We start from the raw sequence: 21,643 nt of genomic DNA on the forward strand, positions 1-21,643 counted from the left end.
ACACTGGGGGCGTGCCTCAACTACGCCTAGCCCTGAACCAGGTCGACTCCACGGTCGGCGCCCTCGCCAGCAACGCCGACGCCGTGCTCCGGTGGACCCGGCACGCCGCCGGCCAGGGGGCCCATCTGATCGCGTTCCCCGAGATGGTCCTCACCGGCTACCCCGTCGAGGACCTGGCGCTGCGCTCCTCCTTCGTGGAGGCGTCCCGGGCGGCCCTGCGGGACCTCGCCCGCCGGCTCGCCGAGGAGGGCTTCGGCGGGATCCCGGTGGTCGTCGGCTACCTCGACCGCTCCGAGACCGCGCAGCCCAAGTACGGCCAGCCGGCGGGCGCCCCGCAGAACGCGGCGGCCGTGCTGCACGGCGGCGAGGTGGTGCTGACCTTCGCCAAGCACCACCTGCCCAACTACGGGGTGTTCGACGAGTTCCGGTACTTCGTGCCGGGCGACACGCTGCCCGTGGTGCGGGTGCACGGGGTGGACGTGGCCCTCGCGATCTGCGAGGACCTGTGGCAGGACGGCGGCCGGGTGCCGGCCGCCCGGTCCGCGGGCGCCGGACTGCTGCTGTCGATCAACGCCTCCCCCTACGAGCGGAACAAGGACGACACCCGTCTGGAGCTGGTGCGCAAGCGCGCCCAGGAGGCGGGGTGCACCACGGCGTACCTGGCCATGATGGGCGGACAGGACGAGTTGGTGTTCGACGGCGACTCCATCGTGGTGGACCGGGACGGCGAGGTGATCGCCCGGGCCCCCCAGTTCGCCGAGGGCTGCGTGGTGCTGGACCTCGACCTGCCCGCGGCGGCCGAGGAACCCCCCTCCGGCGTGGTGGACGACGGGCTGCGCATCGACCACCGCACGCTCTCCGCCGACCCCCTGCCGCCCTACGAGCCGGAGCAGTTCGGCGGGTACGCGGAGCGCCTGGACGACGACGAGGAGGTCTACTCGGCGCTGGTCGTGGGCCTGCGCGCCTACGTCGCGAAGAACGGCTTCCGCTCGGTGCTGATCGGGCTCTCCGGCGGCATCGACTCGGCGTTGGTGGCGGCCCTGGCCTGCGACGCCCTGGGCGCGGAGCACGTGTACGGGGTGTCCATGCCCTCCAAGTACTCCTCGGAGCACTCCAAGGAGGACGCGGCGGAGCTGGCGCGCCGCACCGGGCTGCACTTCCGCACGGTGTCGATCGCGCCGATGTTCGACGCCTACATGGAGTCCCTGGGGCTGACCGGGCTGGCGGAGGAGAACCTCCAGTCCCGACTGCGCGGCACCCTGTTGATGGCGATCTCCAACCAGGAGGGCCACATCGTGCTGGCCCCGGGCAACAAGTCCGAGCTGGCCGTGGGGTACTCCACGCTGTACGGGGACTCGGTGGGCGCCTACGGGCCGATCAAGGACGTGTACAAGACGACCGTGTTCCGGCTCGCCGAGTGGCGCAACCGGGCGGCCGTCGAGCGCGGCGAGACCCCTCCGATCCCCGAGAACTCCGTCACCAAGCCGCCCAGCGCCGAACTCCGCCCCGACCAGGTGGACACCGACTCGCTGCCGGACTACCCGGTGCTGGACGCGATCCTGGAACGGTACGTCGACCGTGACCAGGGCGCGGACACGATCGTGGCGGCCGGCTTCGACGCGGAGCTGGTGACGAAGACCCTGCGGATGGTGGACACCGCCGAGTACAAGCGGCGCCAGTACCCGCCGGGGACGAAGACCTCCGCCAAGGGCTTCGGCAAGGACCGGCGGCTGCCGATCACCAACCGGTGGCGGGAGTCGGGTCACGCCCCGGAGTGAACCGTCGCGCCCGGGGCCCCGGCCCCGGGCGCGGAACCTCAGAGCCGGACCCGGGCCGCGACCGGGAGGTGGTCGCTGGTGGTGCGCGGCAGGGTCCAGGAGGCCATCGGCTCCACGTGCTTGACCAGGATCTGGTCGATCCTGGCCATCGGGAACGCCGCCGGCCAGGTGAAGCCGAAGCCGCTGCCCGCCGCGCCCTGGGTGGAACGCATCTGCGCGGTGACGCCGTTGAGGGCGCGGTCGTTCATGGTGCCGTTGAGGTCGCCCAGCAGGACCGTCCGCTCCAGGGGTTCGCGGGAGATGGCCTCGCCGAGCGCGTCCGCGCTCTGGTCCCGGCGGCTGGCGGTGAACCCGGCGTTCAGCTTCACCCGCACCGAGGGCAGGTGAGCCACGTACACGGCCACCGGGCCCTGGGGCGTGGTGACCGTGGTGCGCATCGCCCGGGTCCAGCCGAGCTTGATGTCGACCGGCGCGGTGTCGCTCATCGGGTACTTGCTCCAGACCCCGACCGTGCCCTCCACCTTGTGGTACGGGTACGAGTCCTCCAGGGCACGGGTGTACACGGGCACCGCCTGCGGGGTGAGTTCCTCCAGGGCGAGCACCTCCGCCCCGGAGGCGGCGACGCTGCGGGCGGTCCCGGCCGGATCGGGGTTCTCGGCGTTGACGTTGTGGCTGACGACGGTGAGGTCGCCGCCGGTGCCGGTCTTGTCGGTGACGAGCCCTCCGAAGAGGTTGACCCAGGTGACGGCGGGCACCAGCACCGCGATCAGCGCGGTGGCGGACTTGCGGACCAGGGCCAGCAGGAACAGCAGCGGCACGAACACCCCGAGCCACGGCAGGAAGGTCTCGTTGAGACTGCCGAGGCTGCCGATGGAGTTGGGGATCTGCGCGTGCAGGATCATCGCCAGCGCGACCAGGACGGCGAGCACGGCCAGCACCGCGCCGCGCCGCCAGGTGCCCCCGTCGCCGCGCCAGCCGCGGGTCAGGCGCCGCAACCGGGAAGCGGGGCGGCCGCCGGTCCCCGGGTCGCCGCCGCTGTCCGTCGCCGTCGCATACGTCTGCTGCGCCATTGGTCGCCTCACTGATGCCGTGCCCTTCGTTCCCGCCTGCACCCGACCCTAGGCGATGGCCCGTGGTGTTCCCGTCGTCCCGGGCGGGGGTGTGGGAACGAAGACGAGAGATGGGGCCCCGGGAGTTCCGGAGCGGCCCCGTCCGCCGTTCCGCGCCGGCGGGTCGCGCGGGAGTGCGCCCGGGCGCGGTGACCCTACTGCGCCGGGCGCAGCCCCGCCAGTAGGGCGTCCACGATCCGTGTCGCGAAGTCGTCCGGGAGGTCGCCCTCGGGGCGCAGCACGGTGCGCACCAGCATCGGCCCGGCGAAGAGGTCGTTGAGGAAGTCGGCGTCGAGGTCGGCGCGGATCTCACCGTCGGCCTGTCCGCGGCGGATCACGTCGAGGGCGGTGCGGCGGCGGGGTTCGATGACGGTCGCGCGGTAGGCGGCCCAGAGCCGGGGGTGGCTCTTGATCTGGGCGTGGACGTTGTGCAGCAGGGCGGAGGAGCGCCGGGCGAGCCCCCACCGGCGTTGGGCCTCCAGCAGGGCGACCAGGTCCTCCCGGACCGAGGTGCCGGCGAGTGGGGGCTCCTCGGGTTCGACGCGGCGGATGGCGGCGACGAAGAGCTCCTCCTTGCCGGGCCAGCGGCGGTAGATGGTGGCCTTGCCGACGCCGGCGGCCCGGGCGATGCGTTCGATGCCGATGTCGGCGAGCGGCACCCCCTCCTCCAGGAGCCGCACGGCGCCCTCCAGGATCGCCTGTTCGGCCGCCTCGCTGCGGGGGCGGCCCCGCAGCGGCTTCACCTCGTCCACCGTTCCTCCGGGCCTCGTGGGACTGTGCCCCCATCTTGGCGCCTCGTGGCCCCCGAGGTGCGGGCGCGCCCGGCGTCCTCGCCGCGGTCCGCGACCGGCTGCCGAGCTGACGGCCCGTAGGTCAGGGGGTGCGTCCGGCCTCCGTCCGGGTCGGCCGCGGCACCTCGTCGGGTGCCGGTGGCCGGGGAGTGCGGGCGGGCAGGAACAGGGCCGTCACCACGGCGCCGAGCACCGCGACGGCCGCGCCCCACAGCGCGGTGGCCCCCATGGCGTGCAGGAAGGACTGGTGCGCGGCGGCCACCAGGGGCGCCCCGTCCGCCCCGAGGCGGTGCGCGGCGGCGAGGGTGGCCTCGATGGACTCGCCGGCGGTGTGCCGGGCCGCCTCCGGCAGCACGGCGATCCCGTCCTCGACGCCGGCCCGGTAGGCGGCCGACAGCACCGAGCCCAGCACGGCGATGCCGAGGGCGCCGCCGACCTGTCGGAAGGTGCTGCTGAGGGCGGACGCGGAGCCCGCCTTCTCCCGGGGCACCGCCTGCATGATGAGCACGTTCGTCGGGGTCACCACGTGCGCCATCCCCAGTCCCATCAGGAAGAACACCAGCTCCAGCACCCAGAGCGGGGTCCGTTCGTCGAACACCGCGAAGGAGGCCAGGGTCGCGGCCAGCAGCAGCAGTCCGGAGGTGGTGACCGCGCGGTGGCCGAACCGCTCCACCACCAACCGGGCCCGGGGCGCGGCGAGGAGCTGCGCGATCGCCAGCGGCAGCATCAACAGGCCGGTCTCCAGCGGGGAGTGGCCGCGCACGGTCTGGAGGTAGAAGACGGAGAAGAAGGTGACGCCCATCAGCGCGAAGAAGACCAGCGCGACGGCGGTGACGGCGGCCGAGAACACCCGGTCGCGGAAGTACCGGACGTCGATGGCGGGGTGTGCGGTGCGCTTCTCGTGCCGCACGAAGAGCCACAGGGCGAGCAGCCCGGTGCCGCTGGTGGCGAGGACGACGGGGTCGGTGAAGTCGGCGAGGCGGCCGCCTTCGACGATGCCGTAGACGAGCAGGGTGAGTCCGACGACGGTGAGGAGCACCCCGAGCGGGTCGACGCGCCCGGGCGCGGGGTCGCGGGACTCGGGCACCAGCACCAGGATCAGGACCACCGCGACGAGCACGACGGGGACGTTGACGAGGAACGCGGAGCCCCACCAGAAGTGGTCGAGGAGCAACCCGCCGGTGACGGGGCCCACGGCGATGGCGAGGCCGACGCCGCCCGCCCAGATCCCGATGGCCTTGGGCTGTTCCTCGCGCTCGAAGACGTTCATCAGGATCGCGAGGGTCGCCGGCATCACGAAGGCGGCGCCGAGGCCCATCAGGGCGCGGTAGGCGATCAGCTCGCCGGGCGAATCAGCGTAGGCGGCGAGCGCGGAGCAGGCCCCGAAGGCCAGCATGCCGGCGACCAGCACCTTGCGGCGGCCCAGCCGGTCGCCGAGGAGTCCGGCGGAGAAGAGGAGCCCCGCGAAGACCAGGGAGTAGGAGTTGATGGCCCACTCGATCTCGACCTGGCTGGCGCCGAGGCCCACGGGCGCGGGCGTCGAGATGGTCTTGATGGCCACGTTCAGGATCGAGTTGTCGATCACGACGACCAGCAGGCTGAGCATGAGCACGCCCAGGACGGCCCAGCGCCTACGGTGCACGGCTTCGGACACCCGCCCGGAGGGGACAGCAGGATCGGTCATGGGCCGAGCCTAGGAACCCTTCGATACGAGACGGACCCGTATCGAAATCCATGGGGAGAACTTTACGCTTCGGGGTCCGACCTGCGGGAGGACGGCCCCCGACTACCGTCCCGCGTCCCGAGGTGCCACCATGGAAACGGTCCGGAGACGCCGTCAGGGCGCTTCGAGATGACATGAAGGAGCCGTTGCGATGACGCAGCTCTCGGCTGCCCGCACCCCAGACCAGCCCCCCGTACCCCCCGACGGGGACGGCAGGACGCTGTACGGGGGCAAGGGGACGCGCCGCATCACCGTCCGGGACATCGCCCTCGCCAAGGAACGCGGCGAGAAGTGGCCCATGCTCACCGCCTACGACGCGCTGACCGCCTCCGTCTTCGACGAGAACGGCATCCCGGTGCTGCTGGTGGGCGACTCCATGGGCAACGTCCACCTCGGGTACGAGACCACCGTGCCCGTCACCATGGACGAGATGACCATGCTGTCCGCCGCCGTGGTCCGCGGCACCCGGCGGGCCCTGATCGTGGCGGACCTGCCCTTCGGCTCGTACCAGGAGGGCCCCACCCAGGCGCTGCGCAACGCGATGCGACTGGTCAAGGACGCGGGCGTGGGCGCGGTGAAGCTGGAGGGCGGCGAGCGCTCGCACCGGCAGATCGAGTTGATCGTGGAGTCCGGCATCCCCGTGATGGCGCACGTCGGGTTGACCCCGCAGTCCGTCAACACCATGGGCTACCGGGTGCAGGGCCGCGGCGAGGAGGCGGCCCAGCAACTCCTGCGGGACGCCAAGGCCGTTCAGGACGCGGGCGCCTTCGCCGTGGTCCTGGAGCTGGTCCCCGCCGAACTCGCCGCCGAGGTGACCCGCACCCTGCACATCCCCACGGTGGGCATAGGCGCCGGCGCCGCCACCGACGCCCAGGTGCTGGTGGCCACGGACATGCTCGGGCTGACCGGCGGGCGCCTGCCCCGGTTCGTCAAGCAGTACGCCCAGTTGCGCTCCGTCATCGGGGACGCCGCCCGTTCCTTCGCGGACGAGGTCGTCGGCGGGGCCTTCCCGGCGGAGGAGCACTCCGTCCACTGATCCATCCGGCACGACGGCCCGGGCGCGCCGCCCGGGCCGCCCGCGACCGCCGCGGCACCACGACGGCCCGTCGACCGTCCCCCGTCGACGGGCCGTCGCCGATCCGGCGGACCGCCGCCGGCCACCGGGCGGCTGCTCGGCACCACGCGCGGTGACGGTACGATCCTCCTACTGCCAGCTCGAAACGGCGGCTTCCCGCCACCCGGGACGCCCCGACCGCTGGCCGGCCCCGTGCGGTATGAGGAGGATTCCCTGGTGTCTTCGCGTCGACTGCCCTCGTGGGCCTGGGTCACCGGACTGCTCAGCGCGGCCCTGGTGGTCGTGGTCGGGCTGGCCGTCCGTGCCGAGCCCCTCCCCGAGGGAAAGCCCGCCGCCACGGGCACGACGGTGAAGCCGAGCCCCGGGGAGAAGAAGGAGCCGCCGGCCGCGGCCCACCCGGTCCCCGAGGAGTCGGGGCAGGGACGTCGGGTGGTGTACTCGCTGGAGCTGCGGCGGGTGTGGCTGGTCGACGGCGCGGAGAAGGCGGTGCGCACCTTCGAGGTGTGGCCCGGCTCCGTGCACCCCGCGGAGGGCTCGTACAAGGTGTTCTCCCGGATGGCCACCGGCACCGGCACCGACGGGGTCAGCGTCGCCAACGTCATCTACTTCGCCCGCGCTTCGGGGGCGACCATCGCCTTCTCCAACGCCGTGGACGGCGCCCGCCCCAAGGTCGACCTCGGGGTGCAGACCGGCGCGGTGCGCCAGGGTGTCGCGGACGGCGCCGCCCTGTGGGCCTTCGCCCCCGAGGGCACCCCGGTGCACGTCGTCACCTGATCCCGCGCGCGTCCCGTCGGCGACCTGTCGGCAGGGACCCGGGTCCGCGTCCGGACTGTCGGCGGACTGTCGGCGGGCGATGACAGCGTCGCTCCCATGACGCACATCAACACAGCGGTCTCCGTGCGGGGGCTGGTCAAGCACTACGGGTCGGTGAAGGCCCTGGACGGAGTGGACCTCGACGTCCGGGAGGGCACCGTGATGGGGGTGCTCGGCCCCAACGGCGCCGGGAAGACCACCCTCGTGCGGTGCCTGTCCACCCTGATCGTCCCCGACGCGGGCACCGCGCGGGTCGCGGGGCTGGACGTGGTCCGCCAGCCCTACTCCCTGCGCCGCCGCATCGGGCTCACCGGCCAGTACGCCGCCGTCGACGAGAAGCTCTCCGGCCGCGAGAACCTCGTCCTCATCGGACGGCTCCTCGACCTCTCCCGCAAGGCCGCCCGGGCCCGCGCCGACGAGCTGTTGGAGCGCTTCTCCCTCACCGAGGCCGCCGACCGGCCCTCCCGCACCTACTCGGGCGGCATGCGCCGCCGGCTCGACCTCGCCGCCTCCATGATCGGCCGCCCCGAGGTGCTCTACCTGGACGAGCCGACCACCGGCCTCGACCCGCACACCCGCAACGAGGTGTGGAACGAGGTGAAGGCCATGGTCGACGACGGCGTCACCGTGCTGCTCACCACCCAGTACATGGAGGAGGCGGAGCAGCTCGCCGACGAACTGACGGTCATCGACCACGGACGGGTCATCGCACGCGGCGAGGTCCACGCCCTCAAGGCCAAGGTCGGCGGCCGGACGCTGCGGGTGCGCCCCGCCGACCCCGGCCGGTTGTCCGAGGTCGCTGCCGCCCTGGACACCACCGGACTGACCGGGCCGGGCCGGGCCACCGCGGACCCCGACACCGGCACCGTCCTGGTGCCGATCCTCAGCGACGAGCAACTCACCGCCATCGTCGACGCGCTGGCCACCCAGGGGGTCACCCTCGCCGGGATCTCCACCGAACTCCCCAGCCTGGACGAGGTGTTCCTCGCCCTCACCGGCCACCGCCCCACGTCCGACCCGTCCCCCGACACCGCTGCGGAGGCCGCCGCATGAGCACCTCGACCCTGCCCGACACACCGTCCGCCGCTCCCCCGGCCCCGCCGGCCGCCCTCAAGGACGACAGCCGGATCGGGCCGCGCGCGCACCTGCGGCACATCAGCGCCCTCATCCGGCGCAACCTCCTGTGGATCCGGCAGAACCCGGAGTCGATCCTCGACGCCGTGCTGATGCCGATCATCTTCGCCCTGCTCTTCGTCTTCGTCTTCGGCGGCGCCATCGCCGGGGACCGGGACACCTACGTCGACTACGTGATCCCCGGCCTGATGGCGATGATGGGCCTGAGCGTCGCCATGGGCGTGGGCACCGGGTTCAGCGAGGACATCCACTCCGGGGTGATGGACCGCTTCCGCACCCTGCCGATCGCCCGCTCCTCGGTGCTGATCGCCAAGATCGTCGTGGAACTCGGCCGGATGCTGGTCGCGGTGGCGATCCTGCTCTGCGTGGGCTTCGCGCTCGGGCTCTCGGTGGACAACGTGCCCGGCCTCTTCGCGGCCGTCGGCCTGGCCGCCGTCTTCGGGTCGTCCCTGATGTGGGTCTTCCTCGCCCTGGGCGTCACCCTGCCCAACGCCCAGTCCGTCCAGCAGATGGGGATGCTCGTGATGATCCCGCTCCAGTTCGGCTCGTCCATCTTCGTCCCCACCTCCACCATGCCCGGCTGGCTCCAGTCGTTCGCCGACTACAACCCGCTGTCGGCGCTGGCGGACTCGGCCCGCGCGCTGATGAACGGCGGCCCGCTCACCCACCACCTGGTGGTGGTACTGGTCTGGTCGGCGGCCATCACCCTCATCATGGCCCCGGTGTCCTTGCGGAAGTTCCGGCCCGGGAAGTAGGCCCGTCGGGCCCCGCTCACAGCAGGGCCAAGGCCCCGTCCAGGTCCAGGGAGCCGCCGTCGACCAGCGCCGCCCGGTACGCCTCGGGGCCCAGGACCCGGACCCCGGCGGCCTCGACGACGGTCCGGGAATCCCGCTCGGCCAGCTTGGGGTGGAGACCCGGCGGGAGCAGCGCCCGGTGCGCGCCGAACAGCCGCACCGCGTCCCGCGTCCGGGCGCCGCCGTCCCGTTCGGCGAGGTTGTGGGCCGCGGTCAGCAGGTGCGTCCCCACCAGTTGCGGGGCGACCATCTGGCACAGCGGGTCGCGGGAGGCGTCCAGGGCGTGCCGCAACCTCTCGGCACCGGACGCGTACCGTCCGTCCAGGGTGTCGAGCCACCCCTCGACACCGCTGAGGAGGCTGTCGAAGACGACGAAACCCGCCGCGGCGAACGAGGTCCGCAGCGTTTCGACCTGTTCGCGGGCCTCCCGGCGGCGACCGGTGCGGCCCAGGTGCATCGCGAGGAAGAGCCGGGCGGCCGGCATCGCCTCCGTCCCGTGGTCGGGGAGCTCGTCGATGATCGTGCGCAGGCACGCCTCTCCCTCGGCGGCCCGCTCCTCGCTCTCGATCCAGACGCCCGCGAGCCGCGCCCGCAGGACGGCCACCTGTCGGTGCGCACCGAGCCCGAGGGAGTACGCGATGGCCTCCTCGTAGTCGGCGGCGGCCCCCGCGAAGTCGCCCTTGCGCTCGTACAGTTCGCCGCGGGCGGAGAGCGCCTCCGCCGCACCCCAGCCGTCCCCCAGCTCCCGGAAGATCGTCAGGGCCTCGTCGGCGTCCCGGGCGGCGTCCCCCTGCCACTCGGGTCGGCTGGCCGTGACGACCGACCGGGCCTGGAGTACCTGGCCCAGCTCCCAGCCCATGCCCAGCTCCCGGCAGGTCACCACGGCCGCGTCGGCGGCGGTGCGCAGGGCGGCCGGATCCTGGGTGAGGATCACCGCGAAGAACCACAGGTGCCCCGGGTTGCGGCAGACCTGCGGCAGACCGGGCCGGTACGCCTCCGCGATGCCGCGGATGCGGGCCTGTCCCTGGGGCGTCTGCCACCGGTCCAACTCCGTGTCCAGGCAGGAGAAGTGGACCAGGTGCACCCCGCGCCGGGCCTCGGCCAGCACCTCCCGGGCCATCGGAGGCGGCGCGCCGATCGGTGACTCCGACAGCGGCAGCGCCGGGACCACCGGCGGGGCGAAGGGGTCCGGCCCCATCGCCCCGACCTCCTGGGACCAGGTGCGGGCGTCGGTGCGCAGGGCACGGAGCTGCCAGAACCACGACAGGGACAGCACCAGGCACAGGGCCTCCTGCTCGTCCCGGACGGCCACCGCGTGCCGCAGTGCGGTGCGCAGGTTCTCGTACTCGGTGGTGAGCCGGCGGATCGCCGCGAGCTGCCCGGCGCCGCGCAGCAGCGGGTCGGTGGTGCGGGCGAGTTCGCGGTAGTGGACCAGGTGGGCGCGTTCGGCGGCGGCCCGGTCGCCGGCCTCGTCGAGGCGTTCGGCGGCGTACTCGGCGACGGTCTCCAGCAGCCGGTAGCGCATCGGGCCGTCCGGTCCGGGCGCGGCGACGACGAGGGACTTGTCGACCAGCGCGCCGAGGGCGTCCAGGGCGGCGGGCCCGCACACCTCCTCGGTGGCGGCCAGGTCGCAGCCGCCGGCGAAGACGGAGAGCCGGCGCAGCACGGTGCGTTCGTCCTCGTCGAGGAGTTCCCAGGACCAGTCGACGACCGCGCGCAGCGTCTGTTGGCGCGGCAGGGCGGTGCGGGCGCCGCCGGTGAGCAGCCGGAAGCGGTCGTCCAGCCGGTCGGCGATCTGCCGGGCGGTGAGCATCCGCAGCCGGGCGGCGGCCAGTTCGATGGCGAGCGGGAGCCCGTCGAGCCGCTGGCAGATCTCGGCAGCGGCCTCCGGGTCGTCCCCGGCCCGGAACCCGGGGCGGGCGGCGGCGCCCCGGTCGGCGAAGAGCCGCAAGGCGAAGCGGTCCGGGAGGGGGCCCACCGGGTGCAGGGACTCGCCGGGCACGGCGAGCGGCTCGCGGCTGGTGGCGAGGACGGTCACGCCCGGGCAGTGGGCGACGAGGTGTTCGGCGAGCCGGGCGGCGGCGGTGACGACGTGTTCGCAGTTGTCGAGGACCAGCAGCATCCGGCGGTGGGCGCAGTACTCGGCGAGCCGGGTGAGCGGGGCCTTGGCGTGCACCTCGGCGACGGCCCGCAGTTCCTCGGCGCCGCTGCCCCGCAGCACGGTCTCGCGGGCGCCGAGCGCGGTGAGCACCGCCTCGGGCACGTCCTCGGGGGACTCCACGGGCGCGAGTTCGGCGAACCAGACGCCGTCCGGGTGGTCGGCGGCGACCCGGTCGGCGACCTCCAGGGAGAGCCGGGTCTTGCCCGCGCCGCCGGGGCCGAGCAGGGTGACCAGCCGGGTCCGGCCGAGGTCGGCGCGGACGGCGTCCAGGTCGGCGTCACGGCCGACGAAGGAGGTGAGCCGGGCCGGGAGGTTGCCCGGGTGCGCCGGGCCGGCGGCCGGCGCGGGGCCGGCGGCCGGGGCGGGGACGACGGCCGGCGCGGGGACGACGGCCGGCGCGGGGACGACGGCCGGCGCGGGGACGACGGCGGCCGGGGCGGGGGCGGCGAGGAGTTCGGCGTGCAGGGCGCGGAGCTCCGGGCCGGGGTCGGTGCCGAGCCGGTCGGCGAGGGCGAGGCGGACGGTGTCGTAGGCGGCGAGGGCTTCGGCGGCCCGCCCGCTCTGCCGCAGCGCGCGGATGCGCAGGGCCTGGAGGGGTTCGTCCAGGGGGTGCTCGGCGCACAGGGCGGTGAGTTCGGGCAGGGCTTCGCGGGCCTCACCGAGGGCGAGCGCGGCGGTGAGCCGGTCGCGGCGCGCGGCGAGGTGCAGGGCGTGGTGGCGGGCGGCCTCGGCGGCGCGGTCGGGCAGGTCGGCGAGGGCGGGTTCGCCGCGCAGGGCGAGGGCCTCGTCCAGGACGGTGGCCGCCCGGGCGGGGTCGGCGGCGGCGAGGGTGCGGGCGCCGAGGGCGGCGAGCCGTTCGAAGCGGTGCAGGTCGACCCGGTCGGGGTCCACCGCGAGCCGGTAGCCGCCCTCCGCCAGGACCACGGCCTCGGGGCCGAGGGTGCGGCGCAGCCGCCCCACGAGGGCCTGGAGGGCCGCGGTCGCGTCGGCGGGGGTGTCGGTGCCCCAGACGTCGTCGACCAGGACGGACACCGGGACGGTGCGGTCCGCCCGCAGGGCGAGCGCGGTCAGCAGCGCGCGCAGCCGCGCGCCCCCGACGGGGAGCACGGTTCCGTCGGGGCGCAGGGCTCGGGTCGGGCCGAGGATCTGGTACCGCACGGGGCCATTGTCCCCCGGGCGTGCGGCGGAGCGTCCGGGGAACCCCGCCCGGTCGCGGGACGTTCCCCCCGCGGGCCGGTACGGTCGGCCCGCGGAGCGCCGCCCGCGCCCGTCCGGGCCGGCCAACGACGACCTACGGAGTCCCGATGACCACCGCCACCGTCCCCCGCGGGGACCGGAGGATCAGCCCCGTGTTCCTGGGCATCGTCGCCGTGACCGCGGTCGCGGGGTGGGCGACCTGGACGGACTTCGCCGAGGTGCCGGGGCTCGCGGTGTTCCTGTTCGTGACCGGGGCGTGGCTGGTGTCGCTGTGCCTGCACGAGTACGCGCACGCCCGCACCGCCCTGCACGGCGGGGACATCACCATCGGGGCCAAGGGCTATCTGACGCTGAACCCGCTGAAGTACACGCACGCGCTGCTGAGTGTGGTGCTGCCGGTGCTTTTCGTGATCCTGGGCGGGATCGGTCTGCCGGGCGGGGCGGTGTTCATCGAGCGGCACCGCATCCGGGGTCGCTGGAAGCACAGCCTGATCTCGGCGGCGGGCCCGCTGACGAACGTCCTGTTCGCGCTGGTGTGCACGGCGCCGTTCTGGTTGGACGCCTTGGACGGGGTGCCGTCGACGTTCCGGTACGCCCTGGGGTTCCTGGCGCTGCTCCAGGTCACGGCGGCGATCCTGAACTTCCTGCCGGTGCCGGGGCTCGACGGGTACGGGGTGGTCGAGCCGTGGCTGTCGCACAAGGTGCGTCGGCAGGTGGAGCCGTTCGCCCCGTTCGGGCTGCTGTTCGTGTTCGCGCTGCTGTGGATCCCCGAGGTGAACGGGGTCTTCTTCGACCTGGTGGACGCCCTGTTGCGGGCGCTGGGCGTGGGGGACCTGGAGACGTACTGCGGCTACGACCTGTTCCGGTTCTGGCGGGAGGCCAATCCCCTGTGCGAGGTGCGCTGAGCGCGCTCCCGGGCCGCCGGGTCAGCTGCCGGAGGCGGCGCGGGCGCGCAGCTTCTCGCGCCGTACGTAGTACCAGGTCATGTTGGACGACAGGCCGGCCATCAGCACCCAGACCACACCGATCCAGTGGCCGTTGACGAAGGACACCACGGCCGCGGTGACGGTGAGCAGGCAGAGCACGAGGGCGAAGAGGGCGAGGCGGGGCATGGGGGTCGGCTCCTGTCGGGGGACACTGCGTCCGCCCAGTGTCCCCCATCCCGTCCGGAGCGGACCGCACGCCCCCCGCACGCCGGGCGGTGCGTCGGCCCGTTCCCGGCGCCCCGGTCAGACGTCGGTGATCCGCAGTCCGGCGTGCGCCTTGTAACGGCGGTTGACGGAGATCAGATTGGCGACCAGCGACTCCACCTGGTGGGCGCCCCGGAGCCGGCCGGCGAAGACGCCGCGCATCCCGGGGATGCGGCCGGCGAGCGCCTGGACGACGTCGGTGTCGGCGCGGGACTCGCCGAGCACCATGACGTCGGTGTCGATCTCGGCGAGGGAGGCGTCCTGGAGCAGGACCGCGGAGAGGTGGTGGAAGGCGGCGGTGACCCGGGAGTCGGGGAGCAGGGCGGCGGCCTGTTCGGCGGCGCTGCCCTCCTCGGGCTTCAGCGCGTAGGCGCCCTTCTTGTCGAAGCCGAGCGGGTTGACGCAGTCGACGACGATCTTGTCCCGGAGTTCCTCGCGCAGGGCGGTCAGGGTCGCCGCGTGCCCGTCCCAGGGGACGGCCACGATCACGATGTCGCTGCGTCGGGCGCATCCCGCGTTGTCGGCGCCCTCGATGCCGAGGCCCAGTTCCCCGGCGGCGGCCTCGGCCCGCTCGGCGGCCCGGGAGCCGATGACCACCTTCTGGCCGGCGCGGGCCAGTCGGTAGGCGAGGCCGCGGCCCTGGTCACCGGTGCCGCCGAGGACCCCGACGACCAGCCCGGACACATCGGGCAGCTCGCGGGGGTCGGCGGCGGCCTTCGCGGGGGCGTGCCCGGACGGAGCGGGGGCGGAGGAGGGCTGTGCGCTGTCGGAAGGAGTCATGCGCCCGAGCCTATGCGGGGCGCACGGCCGCTCGGCGCGCCGGGCCTCGCGCCCGCGCGCCGGGCGAACGCATGTCCGGTACGGGCAGTCCGGCCGTCTCCCGGGCGGGTCCGGCCGGGGTGGGGCAGGATGCCGGGCCATGGACGCCGTACGAGTCGCACTGCTGCGGGACGTGCTCGCCGGGACCTCCCTCCTGGACGCGACCCATCACTTCGCGGGGACCTTGCGGTCCCGGGTGGTGCCGCGGGGCGGCGGGCTGTTGTTGGTGGGGACGGCGGAGTACGAGCCCTGGCACCTGGCGGCGCACCTGGTGGACGAGGCCGCGTGGTCGGGGACCCCGGAGCTGGCGCCCACCCTGGTGCGCCACCGGGTGCCGCCCGCCGGTTCGGGGGCGCCGCACCTGTCGGTGGGGCTGGAGCGGCTCGACGCGGTGCGGCGGGACGGGACACTGTTGGTGGTGGCCCCTCACGTGCCGGACGAACGGTTGCTGGAGCGGGTGCACGGGGCGCGTCGGGCGGGGGCGACGGTCCTCGCCCTCTCGGCGGAGGAGGACGGGAGCGGGGGCGAGTTGGGGGCATTGGCGCACGAGGCGCTGGCGGTGCCGAGGGACTCCGCCCCCTCCTTGGACGTCGTCCAGCACCTGGTGAGCGCCGCGGCCGGGGAGGCCGGCCCGCCGCTGGAGCGTTCTCCGCGGCGGTTGCGCGAGCGCTTGGCGCGGCTGACGGAGCACTTCACCGTGCCGCCCCCGGCGCACTGGTGAGCGGGGCCGGGGCGCACGGAGGGGGCGGCCTCCGGGCCTGAATCCCGTGAGCCGCCCCCGGTGTCCGCCGGCCGTCACCGGCGGTGGGGCCGTACCGGAGTCGTCCGGTGCGGTGTGGCGACGGGCGCGTCGCCGGTGTCGTCGAGTCCCCCGACCGTTCCTGTTCCCCGATGTCCCCCCGGGGCGGGTGACGTCGACGGCCGCGGACCGCTGGGGTGCCGTGGTCGGACGTCTCCCGTGCGGACGGATCCGTCCGCGGTGGATCGGGCGTCGCGCCCTGCGTCACGGGCTCGCGCTGCCGGGGAGCGGCCGGGCAGCGGGGCCGTGACGGGTCGTTCCCGGACGGCTCCGGGAACCGGCCGCCGGTGGCGGCCCTGGGTGGTGACGGCTCAGCCGCGCAGCACGCGACCGTGCTTGTCGGTGCGGTCGTTGCTGGTGAGGAAGAGGATTCCGTCGATCAGCGCCCATATGCCGAGGCCGCCGCAGGTGAGGAGCTGGGCGACGCCGACGCCGACCGAGCCGACGTAGAAGCGGCCGATGCCCAGGCCGCCGAGGAACAGCTGGAGGACACCGGCGACGATCTTCGACTTGTCGGAGTAGGGGCGGCCCGTCGGGTCGTAACCGTAGGGGGCTTCGGGCGTGGGGACGGCCATGAGGTTCTCCATGGGTGAGCGGACGAGTACCGGAGCGGTTTGTTCCGGTACGCACGCAAGAGGAGAACCCGACAAAGAACACTCTGCGCGTCGCCCCCCTGCGACCTGGCAGCGTAGGAAGCCGAGCGCGCTCCGGGCGAGGGGGCAGGGACGATCGTGCCCGTACCGTGATCAAACCAGGACGGAACCACAACGTCCGAAAAGCGTCCCCAACATGGCGGTTCTCCCCCGCCCGACCCGTTCCGGCGTGCGGGTCAGACGAGGTTGCGCACCACGGTCCACAGCACCGCGACCGACAGCACCGCGGCCTGGGTGCGGCGGCCGGGTTGCGGGCGCCAACGACGTCCGCGCAGCCCTTCCAGGGCCCAACGGGCCAGCAGGGCCAGGGCGAACGGGGCGGCCAGCAGCAGCACCCGGTTGTCCGCCCAGGCCGCGGCGAACTCGCCGTGCATCAGGTCGTACACCATGCGCGTGCCGCCGCAGGCGGGGCAGAGCAACCCGGTGACCAGGCGGAACGGACAGCGCGGCAGGAACTGGCCGGCCTCGTGGGGATTGGTGCCGTACAGGTAGGACGCACCGGCGACCCCGGCGACGAACACCGCTACCGGTGCCGTCGCCGGGTGCCGCAGGAACCGCGCCACGGACCGCGCCACCGGAGCCTCAGCCACCGCGCAGCGGACGACCGTTCGCATCGGTCGTGCTGTCGCCGGTGAGGATGACGATGCCGTCGACCAGCGCCCAGATGCCGAAGCCGCCGCAGGTGAAGAGCTGGGCGAGCCCCAGGCCGACGTGCCCCAGGTAGAAGCGGCCGACGCCCAACGTGCCCAGGAACAGCGAGAGGATGCCCGCGACGATCTTCGACTTGTCGGAGTAGGGACGGCCCAACGCGTCGTAGCCGTACGGGGCGTTGGGGTCGCCGGTGTAGGTGCCCGGGGGGACGTATCCGGGCGGCGCGTAGCCGTAGCCGGGCCCGGGCGGCGGGCCCTGCTGCGGGTAGCCGTAACCCGGCTGCGGGGGGTAGGCGTTGGGGCCGGGCGCACCGTACGGGTTCGGCTGGCCGGCCGGGTCCTTGCCCGGGTAACCGGGGCCGGGGCCGCCGGACGGGGGCTGGGGAGGCTGCTCGCTCAAGGTTCCTGCTTCCTGGTGCGCACTTGTCACATCAGATGACGGGGACGGAAATCTCGGGTCATCTTGCAGGACGGAGCCGCCCCGGGAAAATCCCCGGGGCGGCGGGCTCCGGGTCCGGACCGGGAGGGGAGCGCTCGGACGGCCGCCGGGGCCGGTACCGGGAGCGTGCGCACCGGCGCCGCCGGCCGGGGCGGAAAACCGTTTGCGCACCGGCCGGCGGGGCCCGCAGGATGCGGATGCGTGACCGCCGATCCGCTCCGGCCCGATGAGCCGCCGCCCGCCGCGCCGGAACCGGAACACCCCGGCCCCACGGCCGGGGGCCGACTGCGGTCCCTGCTGCCGGACCTCACGCCCTGGCGCTCCGTCCCGGACTTCCGACTGCTGTGGACCCAGGGCCTCATCACCTACTGCGGTGCGGCGATGGCCCTCGTGGCGCTGCCCCTCCAGATCAAGGACCTGACCGGTTCGCCGCTCGCGGTGGGCGCGATGGGTGCGGTCGAATTGGTCCCGCTGATCGTGTTCGGGCTCTACGGGGGCGCCCTGGCCGATGCGGTGGACCGGCGCAAGATGATCATCGCGACCGAGGCGGGACTGGGCTGCCTCGCGCTGGTCCTACTGGTGAACGCGCTGCTGCCGGAGCCCCTGCTGTGGCCGCTGTACCTGGTCGCGGCCGGGGTCGCCGCGCTCGCCGGCCTCCAACGACCCGCCCTGGACGCGCTGATCGCACGGATCGTCCCGCACGAGCAGTTGGCCGCCGCGGGCGCGCTGAACTCGCTCCGCTGGCAGACCGGGGAGATCGCCGGGCCGACCCTGGCCGGCCTCGTGGTGGCCTTCGCCGGCAGCGCCGCCGCCTACGGGACCACCCTCGCCACGTTCGTCCTGTCGGTGCTGATGTGCCGACGGCTGGCGCCCGCACCACCGTCCGCCGGCGCGGAGAAGCCCTCCCTGCGCGGGCTCGCGGAGGGCGCGCGCTACGCCTGGTCGCGCCCCGTCCTGGTGGGCACGTACGCCATCGACCTGGCGGCGATGCTCTTCGCCTTCCCCAACGCCATCTACCCCTTCCTCGCCGACGACCTGGACGCCGAGTGGGCGCTCGGGCTGATGTACGCGGCGGGGGCGGTCGGCTCGCTGGCCGTCAGCCTCACCAGCGGCTGGCTGTCCCGCTCCCGCCGGCACGGGCTGCTGGTGATCGGGGGCGCCACCCTCTGGGGTGCGGGCATCGCCGCGGCCGGCTGGTTCGAAACGGTGTGGCCCGTCCTGCTGTGCCTGGCCGTCGCCGGCGCCGGCGACCTGATCAGCGGACTGGGCCGGGGCACCATCTGGAACCAGACGATCCCCGACCGGCTGCGCGGCCGGCTCGCCGGCATCGAGGTGCTCTCGTACAGCGTGGGCCCGCAGCTCGGCCAGGTCCGGGCGGGCGCCATGGCGAGCTGGACGGGTGCCCGGACCGCGTTCTGGTCCGGGGGGCTGGCCTGTCTGGCCTCGGTGGCCCTGCTGTCGGCGGCCCTGCCGAAGCTGTTCGCCTACGACGCCCGGACCGACCCCGACGCCCTGCGCCGCAGGGCCGAGACCACCGCGGAGTAGCGACGGCCCGGGGACCGCCCCTCAGCCGTCCCCGTCCTCGCCCCGGGCGGCCGTGTCGTGCCAGCGCGGATCGTTCTCCCACTCCCGGGTGCGTTCCTGCGCGGACTCCAGCGCCCGCTGCGCCTCCTCGCGGGAGGCGTAGGGGCCGAGCCGCTCCTTGGCGGGGCACTCGGGCCCCTCCTCCACCGTGTGGTGCTCCAGGCAGTAGTACCACTCCCCCGGCTTGCCCACCGCCCGCTTCCTGAACAGCGCCATGTGCCCATCCTCCGCTCCTCGTGCCGCGCACGCCCGTCGTGCGCCCCGCCCGTGGGCCGCGCGCCCGGCGCACGTGGTGCTGACCGCCCGCCCGGTCCCCGTACCCCCGCTCCACGGCGCCCATGCCGCGCCCGTCGGGCCGGCCGTAGACTCGCTCCATGTCTGCGCAGTCACTGCTCGTCCCCGGAGAGCTCTCCCCCCCACGCACCGTCCCGGGACACATCGTCCGTCCACCGTACGTGGGCAAGCCGGCCCCCGCCCCCTACACGGGTTCCGAGGTGCAGGACGCCGACACCGTCGAGCGCATGCGCGTCGCGGGGCGCATCGCCGCCCGGGCCATGGCCGAGGCCGCGAGCGCCATCGCCCCCGGGGTGACCACGGACGCCCTCGACCGGATCGCCCACGAGTACCTGTGCGACCACGGTGCGTACCCGTCCACGCTCGGCTACCGCGGCTTCCCCAAGTCGCTGTGCACCTCCGTCAACGAGGTGATCTGCCACGGCATCCCCGACTCGACGGTGCTGCACGACGGCGACATCGTGAACCTGGACGTCACCGCCTACGTCGGCGGGGTGCACGGCGACAACAACGCCACCTACCTGGTCGGGGAGGTGGACGAGGAGTCGCGCCTGCTGGTGGAGCGGACCCGGGAGGCCCTGGACCGGGCGATCAAGGCGGTCCGCCCCGGGCGCCAGATCAACGTCATCGGCCGGGTCATCGAGTCCTACGCCCGGCGGTTCGGCTACGGGGTGGTGCGCGACTTCACCGGGCACGGCATCAACACCTCGTTCCACTCGGGCCTGATCGTGCCGCACTACGACAGCCCGCACGCCACCACGGTCATCCAGCCGGGCATGACCTTCACCATCGAGCCGATGCTGACGCTCGGCACCCACGAGTACGACCTGTGGGAGGACGGCTGGACGGTGGTCACCAAGGACCGCAAGCGCACGGCCCAGTTCGAGCACACCCTGGTCGTCACCGATACCGGGGCGGAGGTCCTCACCCTGCCGTGACCGCTCCGCGGCACCCTTCCCGCACCGCGGCGAGAGCCCGTACCCGGTCGACCGGGTACGGGCTCTCGTGCGTCGGCCCCGGCCCTCCGGGGGTCTTTCCGCGGCGCCCGTTGGGAGCTACCGTCTTTCCGACAGCCTGTCGGAAAAGCATTGACTTAGGTTAGCCTAACCATAGATGATCCGGGTGGAGGACTCCTCCCGTTCGCCCGTCCCCGCTCGCTGGTTCCCCGGAGGTCCCATGGACACGACGCCGTTCTCCGCACTCATCCGCACCGCGTCCCAGGACGCCCACACCGAAGCGGAGACCACGACGTTCATGGGCGACCTGCTCGGCGGGCGGCTCGGCGTCGAGGCGTACGCGCGCTACACCGAACAGCTCTGGTTCGTGTACCGGGCGCTGGAGGACGGTGCCGAGGCCCTCCGGAACGACCCGGTCGCCGGCCCCTTCGTCCAGCCCGAGCTGATGCGTCTCGCCGCCCTGGAGCAGGACCTCGCCCATCTGCGCGGCGCCGACTGGCGGGCGGGAGTGGCCCCGCTCCCCGCCACCGCCGCCTACGCGGAGCGGATCGCCGAGTGCGCCCGCCGGTGGCCGGCCGGCTACGTCGCCCACCACTACACCCGCTACCTCGGCGACCTCTCCGGCGGCCAGATCATCCGGGACCGCGCGGAACGCGTCTGGGGCTTCGCCCGCAAGGGCGACGGCGTCCGCTTCTACGTCTTCGAGGACATCTCCAACCCCGCCGCGTTCAAGCGCAACTACCGCGAACTGCTGGACCGGGTGCACGCCGACGACCTGGAGAAGCAGCGCATCGTCGCCGAGTGCAAGCGCGCCTTCGCCCTGAACACCGCCGTGTTCCGGGCGCTCGGCGACGAGTTCCCGCTCAGCGCCTAGACACCGCACGCACAGGGGCGCCGCCTCCGACGGAACCGGTTCCGTCGGAGGCGGCGCCCCCACACGCGCACGGCGGACGACGACCGGATCAGTCCGGCAGCGGCACGCCCGACTGGACCAGACGGACCCGCCCCCCGACCTCCACCCAGCCGTACGGCTGCGGGGCGGTCAGGATCTGCGAGCCCGTGCCCTGGCGGATGTTGAGGGCCCGACCCAGCTCCGCCGTCAACAGGAGCGCCGCCGCCCCGGTCGCCTCGTCCTCCCGGATGCCGTCGTCACGGCCCGGGAACGCCCGCGCCCTGATCCGGCCGGCCCGCTCGTCCTCCCACGCCCAGGCGTAGATCCACTCACCGGGCGGGGGCACCTCCAGCGCGTCCACCTCGGCCGCCGAGCCGTACGCGCGCAGGGTGCGCTCCGGCGCCCACTCGGGCAGCGCCTCGATCCAGGAGAACTCGCCGTCCTGCCGGGCGCCCACCACGCCCGCCGGGGTCACCAGCTCCGGCACGTCCAGCAACCAGGCCGCACCGACGCACGGATGGCCCGCGAAGGGCAGCCGCAGGGTGGGGGTGTAGATGTCGATCGCGCCGCGTTCGGGATCGTCCACGAACACGGTTTCGCTGAACCCGAGCTTCGATGCAGTGCTCTGACGGGACGCCTCGTGCGGTAGGGGACTGCCGTCCCGCACGACGCCCAGCTCGTTGCCGCCCCGGTTGCCGTCCGGGCCGCAGAAGACTCGTAGTACGTCGAGTTGGGTCACCGCTGCATTGTGCCTGCGCAGGGGGCCTGCGGGAAATCCCGCCGCCGCGGGAC

The 21,643-nt window shown here is 73.9% G+C and carries 21 protein-coding genes; 10 read left to right on the top strand and 11 right to left on the bottom strand.

Features of this window, described 5'->3' with window-relative positions; genetic code table 11:
- Nucleotides 1-11: 11 nt before the first annotated feature.
- Nucleotides 12-1,778, top strand: coding sequence for an NAD+ synthase (locus ACSMX9_RS06120; RefSeq protein ID WP_445400583.1), 1,767 nt, complete (start codon nt 12-14; stop codon nt 1,776-1,778).
- Between the two features lie 38 nt (nt 1,779-1,816).
- Here the strand turns inward: ACSMX9_RS06120 and ACSMX9_RS06125 are convergent, their stop codons facing one another.
- The 3 genes from ACSMX9_RS06125 to ACSMX9_RS06135 form a co-directional block, all read right to left on the bottom strand.
- Entirely contained in the window at nt 1,817-2,848 is a 1,032-nt protein-coding gene (locus tag ACSMX9_RS06125; RefSeq protein ID WP_351247071.1) for an endonuclease/exonuclease/phosphatase family protein, read from the bottom strand.
- Nucleotides 2,849-3,042: 194 nt separating this feature from the next.
- On the bottom strand, nt 3,043-3,639 hold the full coding sequence (locus ACSMX9_RS06130; protein ID WP_445400585.1) for a TetR/AcrR family transcriptional regulator: 597 nt from the start codon (nt 3,637-3,639) through the stop codon (nt 3,043-3,045).
- A 121-nt stretch (nt 3,640-3,760) separates the two neighbouring features.
- Nucleotides 3,761-5,362, bottom strand: coding sequence for an MFS transporter (locus ACSMX9_RS06135; RefSeq protein WP_445400587.1), 1,602 nt, complete (start codon nt 5,360-5,362; stop codon nt 3,761-3,763).
- Nucleotides 5,363-5,552: 190 nt separating this feature from the next.
- On the opposite strand from ACSMX9_RS06135, the gene panB reads away from it, so the two are divergent.
- From panB to ACSMX9_RS06155, 4 genes are all read left to right on the top strand, one after another.
- Nucleotides 5,553-6,437 (top strand): 3-methyl-2-oxobutanoate hydroxymethyltransferase, encoded by an 885-nt coding sequence (gene panB / locus ACSMX9_RS06140; RefSeq protein WP_445400589.1) that lies wholly within the window; start codon nt 5,553-5,555, stop codon nt 6,435-6,437.
- Nucleotides 6,438-6,692: 255 nt separating this feature from the next.
- The gene (locus ACSMX9_RS06145) at nt 6,693-7,250 is read left to right on the top strand and encodes a hypothetical protein (RefSeq protein WP_445400591.1); all 558 of its coding nucleotides are present in this window, start codon (nt 6,693-6,695) and stop codon (nt 7,248-7,250) included.
- Between the two features lie 96 nt (nt 7,251-7,346).
- Entirely contained in the window at nt 7,347-8,342 is a 996-nt protein-coding gene (locus ACSMX9_RS06150) for an ATP-binding cassette domain-containing protein (RefSeq protein WP_445400593.1), read from the top strand.
- Nucleotides 8,339-9,178 (top strand): ABC transporter permease, encoded by an 840-nt coding sequence (locus ACSMX9_RS06155; protein WP_351249228.1) that lies wholly within the window; start codon nt 8,339-8,341, stop codon nt 9,176-9,178. Before ACSMX9_RS06150 ends, ACSMX9_RS06155 begins: the two co-directional genes overlap by 4 nt.
- A 16-nt stretch (nt 9,179-9,194) precedes the next feature.
- Here ACSMX9_RS06155 and ACSMX9_RS06160 read toward each other — a convergent pair whose 3' ends face one another.
- The gene (locus ACSMX9_RS06160; protein WP_445400595.1) at nt 9,195-12,536 is read right to left on the bottom strand and encodes an AfsR/SARP family transcriptional regulator; all 3,342 of its coding nucleotides are present in this window, start codon (nt 12,534-12,536) and stop codon (nt 9,195-9,197) included.
- 146 nt (nt 12,537-12,682) lie between these two features.
- Here ACSMX9_RS06160 and ACSMX9_RS06165 point away from each other — a divergent pair, with 146 nt between their 5' ends.
- On the top strand, nt 12,683-13,480 hold the full coding sequence (locus ACSMX9_RS06165; protein WP_445400597.1) for a site-2 protease family protein: 798 nt from the start codon (nt 12,683-12,685) through the stop codon (nt 13,478-13,480).
- A gap of 21 nt (nt 13,481-13,501) precedes the next feature.
- Here ACSMX9_RS06165 and ACSMX9_RS06170 read toward each other — a convergent pair whose 3' ends face one another.
- The gene (locus ACSMX9_RS06170) at nt 13,502-13,687 is read right to left on the bottom strand and encodes a hypothetical protein (RefSeq protein ID WP_351249234.1); all 186 of its coding nucleotides are present in this window, start codon (nt 13,685-13,687) and stop codon (nt 13,502-13,504) included.
- 117 nt (nt 13,688-13,804) lie between these two features.
- Entirely contained in the window at nt 13,805-14,545 is a 741-nt protein-coding gene (npdG, locus tag ACSMX9_RS06175; RefSeq protein WP_445400599.1) for an NADPH-dependent F420 reductase, read from the bottom strand.
- A gap of 139 nt (nt 14,546-14,684) precedes the next feature.
- Here npdG and ACSMX9_RS06180 point away from each other — a divergent pair, with 139 nt between their 5' ends.
- Complete coding sequence (locus tag ACSMX9_RS06180) at nt 14,685-15,305, top strand: hypothetical protein (RefSeq protein WP_445400601.1); 621 nt, start codon at nt 14,685-14,687, stop codon at nt 15,303-15,305.
- A gap of 389 nt (nt 15,306-15,694) precedes the next feature.
- On the opposite strand, the gene ACSMX9_RS06185 is transcribed toward ACSMX9_RS06180, so the two are convergent.
- From ACSMX9_RS06185 to ACSMX9_RS06195, 3 genes are all read right to left on the bottom strand, one after another.
- Nucleotides 15,695-15,958, bottom strand: coding sequence for a TM2 domain-containing protein (locus ACSMX9_RS06185; RefSeq protein ID WP_351249240.1), 264 nt, complete (start codon nt 15,956-15,958; stop codon nt 15,695-15,697).
- A gap of 254 nt (nt 15,959-16,212) precedes the next feature.
- Complete coding sequence (locus tag ACSMX9_RS06190; RefSeq protein WP_445400603.1) at nt 16,213-16,650, bottom strand: DUF2752 domain-containing protein; 438 nt, start codon at nt 16,648-16,650, stop codon at nt 16,213-16,215.
- Nucleotides 16,619-17,086, bottom strand: coding sequence for a TM2 domain-containing protein (locus ACSMX9_RS06195; RefSeq protein ID WP_445400605.1), 468 nt, complete (start codon nt 17,084-17,086; stop codon nt 16,619-16,621). Before ACSMX9_RS06195 ends, ACSMX9_RS06190 begins: the two co-directional genes overlap by 32 nt.
- Nucleotides 17,087-17,410: 324 nt before the next feature.
- Between ACSMX9_RS06195 and ACSMX9_RS06200 the strand changes: the two genes are divergently transcribed.
- Nucleotides 17,411-18,670, top strand: a complete 1,260-nt coding sequence (locus tag ACSMX9_RS06200) for an MFS transporter (RefSeq protein WP_445402908.1) — start codon at nt 17,411-17,413, stop codon at nt 18,668-18,670.
- A 21-nt stretch (nt 18,671-18,691) separates the two neighbouring features.
- Here the strand turns inward: ACSMX9_RS06200 and ACSMX9_RS06205 are convergent, their stop codons facing one another.
- Nucleotides 18,692-18,925 carry a hypothetical protein gene (locus tag ACSMX9_RS06205; protein WP_445400607.1) on the bottom strand — a complete coding sequence of 78 codons (234 nt, stop codon included), beginning with the start codon at nt 18,923-18,925 and terminating at the stop codon, nt 18,692-18,694.
- A gap of 158 nt (nt 18,926-19,083) precedes the next feature.
- Between ACSMX9_RS06205 and map the strand changes: the two genes are divergently transcribed.
- Nucleotides 19,084-19,941, top strand: a complete 858-nt coding sequence (map, locus tag ACSMX9_RS06210) for a type I methionyl aminopeptidase (protein ID WP_445400609.1) — start codon at nt 19,084-19,086, stop codon at nt 19,939-19,941.
- Nucleotides 19,942-20,179: 238 nt separating this feature from the next.
- Entirely contained in the window at nt 20,180-20,833 is a 654-nt protein-coding gene (locus ACSMX9_RS06215) for a biliverdin-producing heme oxygenase (RefSeq protein ID WP_445400611.1), read from the top strand.
- Nucleotides 20,834-20,921: 88 nt separating this feature from the next.
- Here the strand turns inward: ACSMX9_RS06215 and ACSMX9_RS06220 are convergent, their stop codons facing one another.
- On the bottom strand, nt 20,922-21,590 hold the full coding sequence (locus ACSMX9_RS06220; protein ID WP_445400613.1) for a PhzF family phenazine biosynthesis protein: 669 nt from the start codon (nt 21,588-21,590) through the stop codon (nt 20,922-20,924).
- Nucleotides 21,591-21,643: the final 53 nt, after the last annotated feature.

Source organism: Streptomyces sp. LE64, from assembly GCF_052606915.1.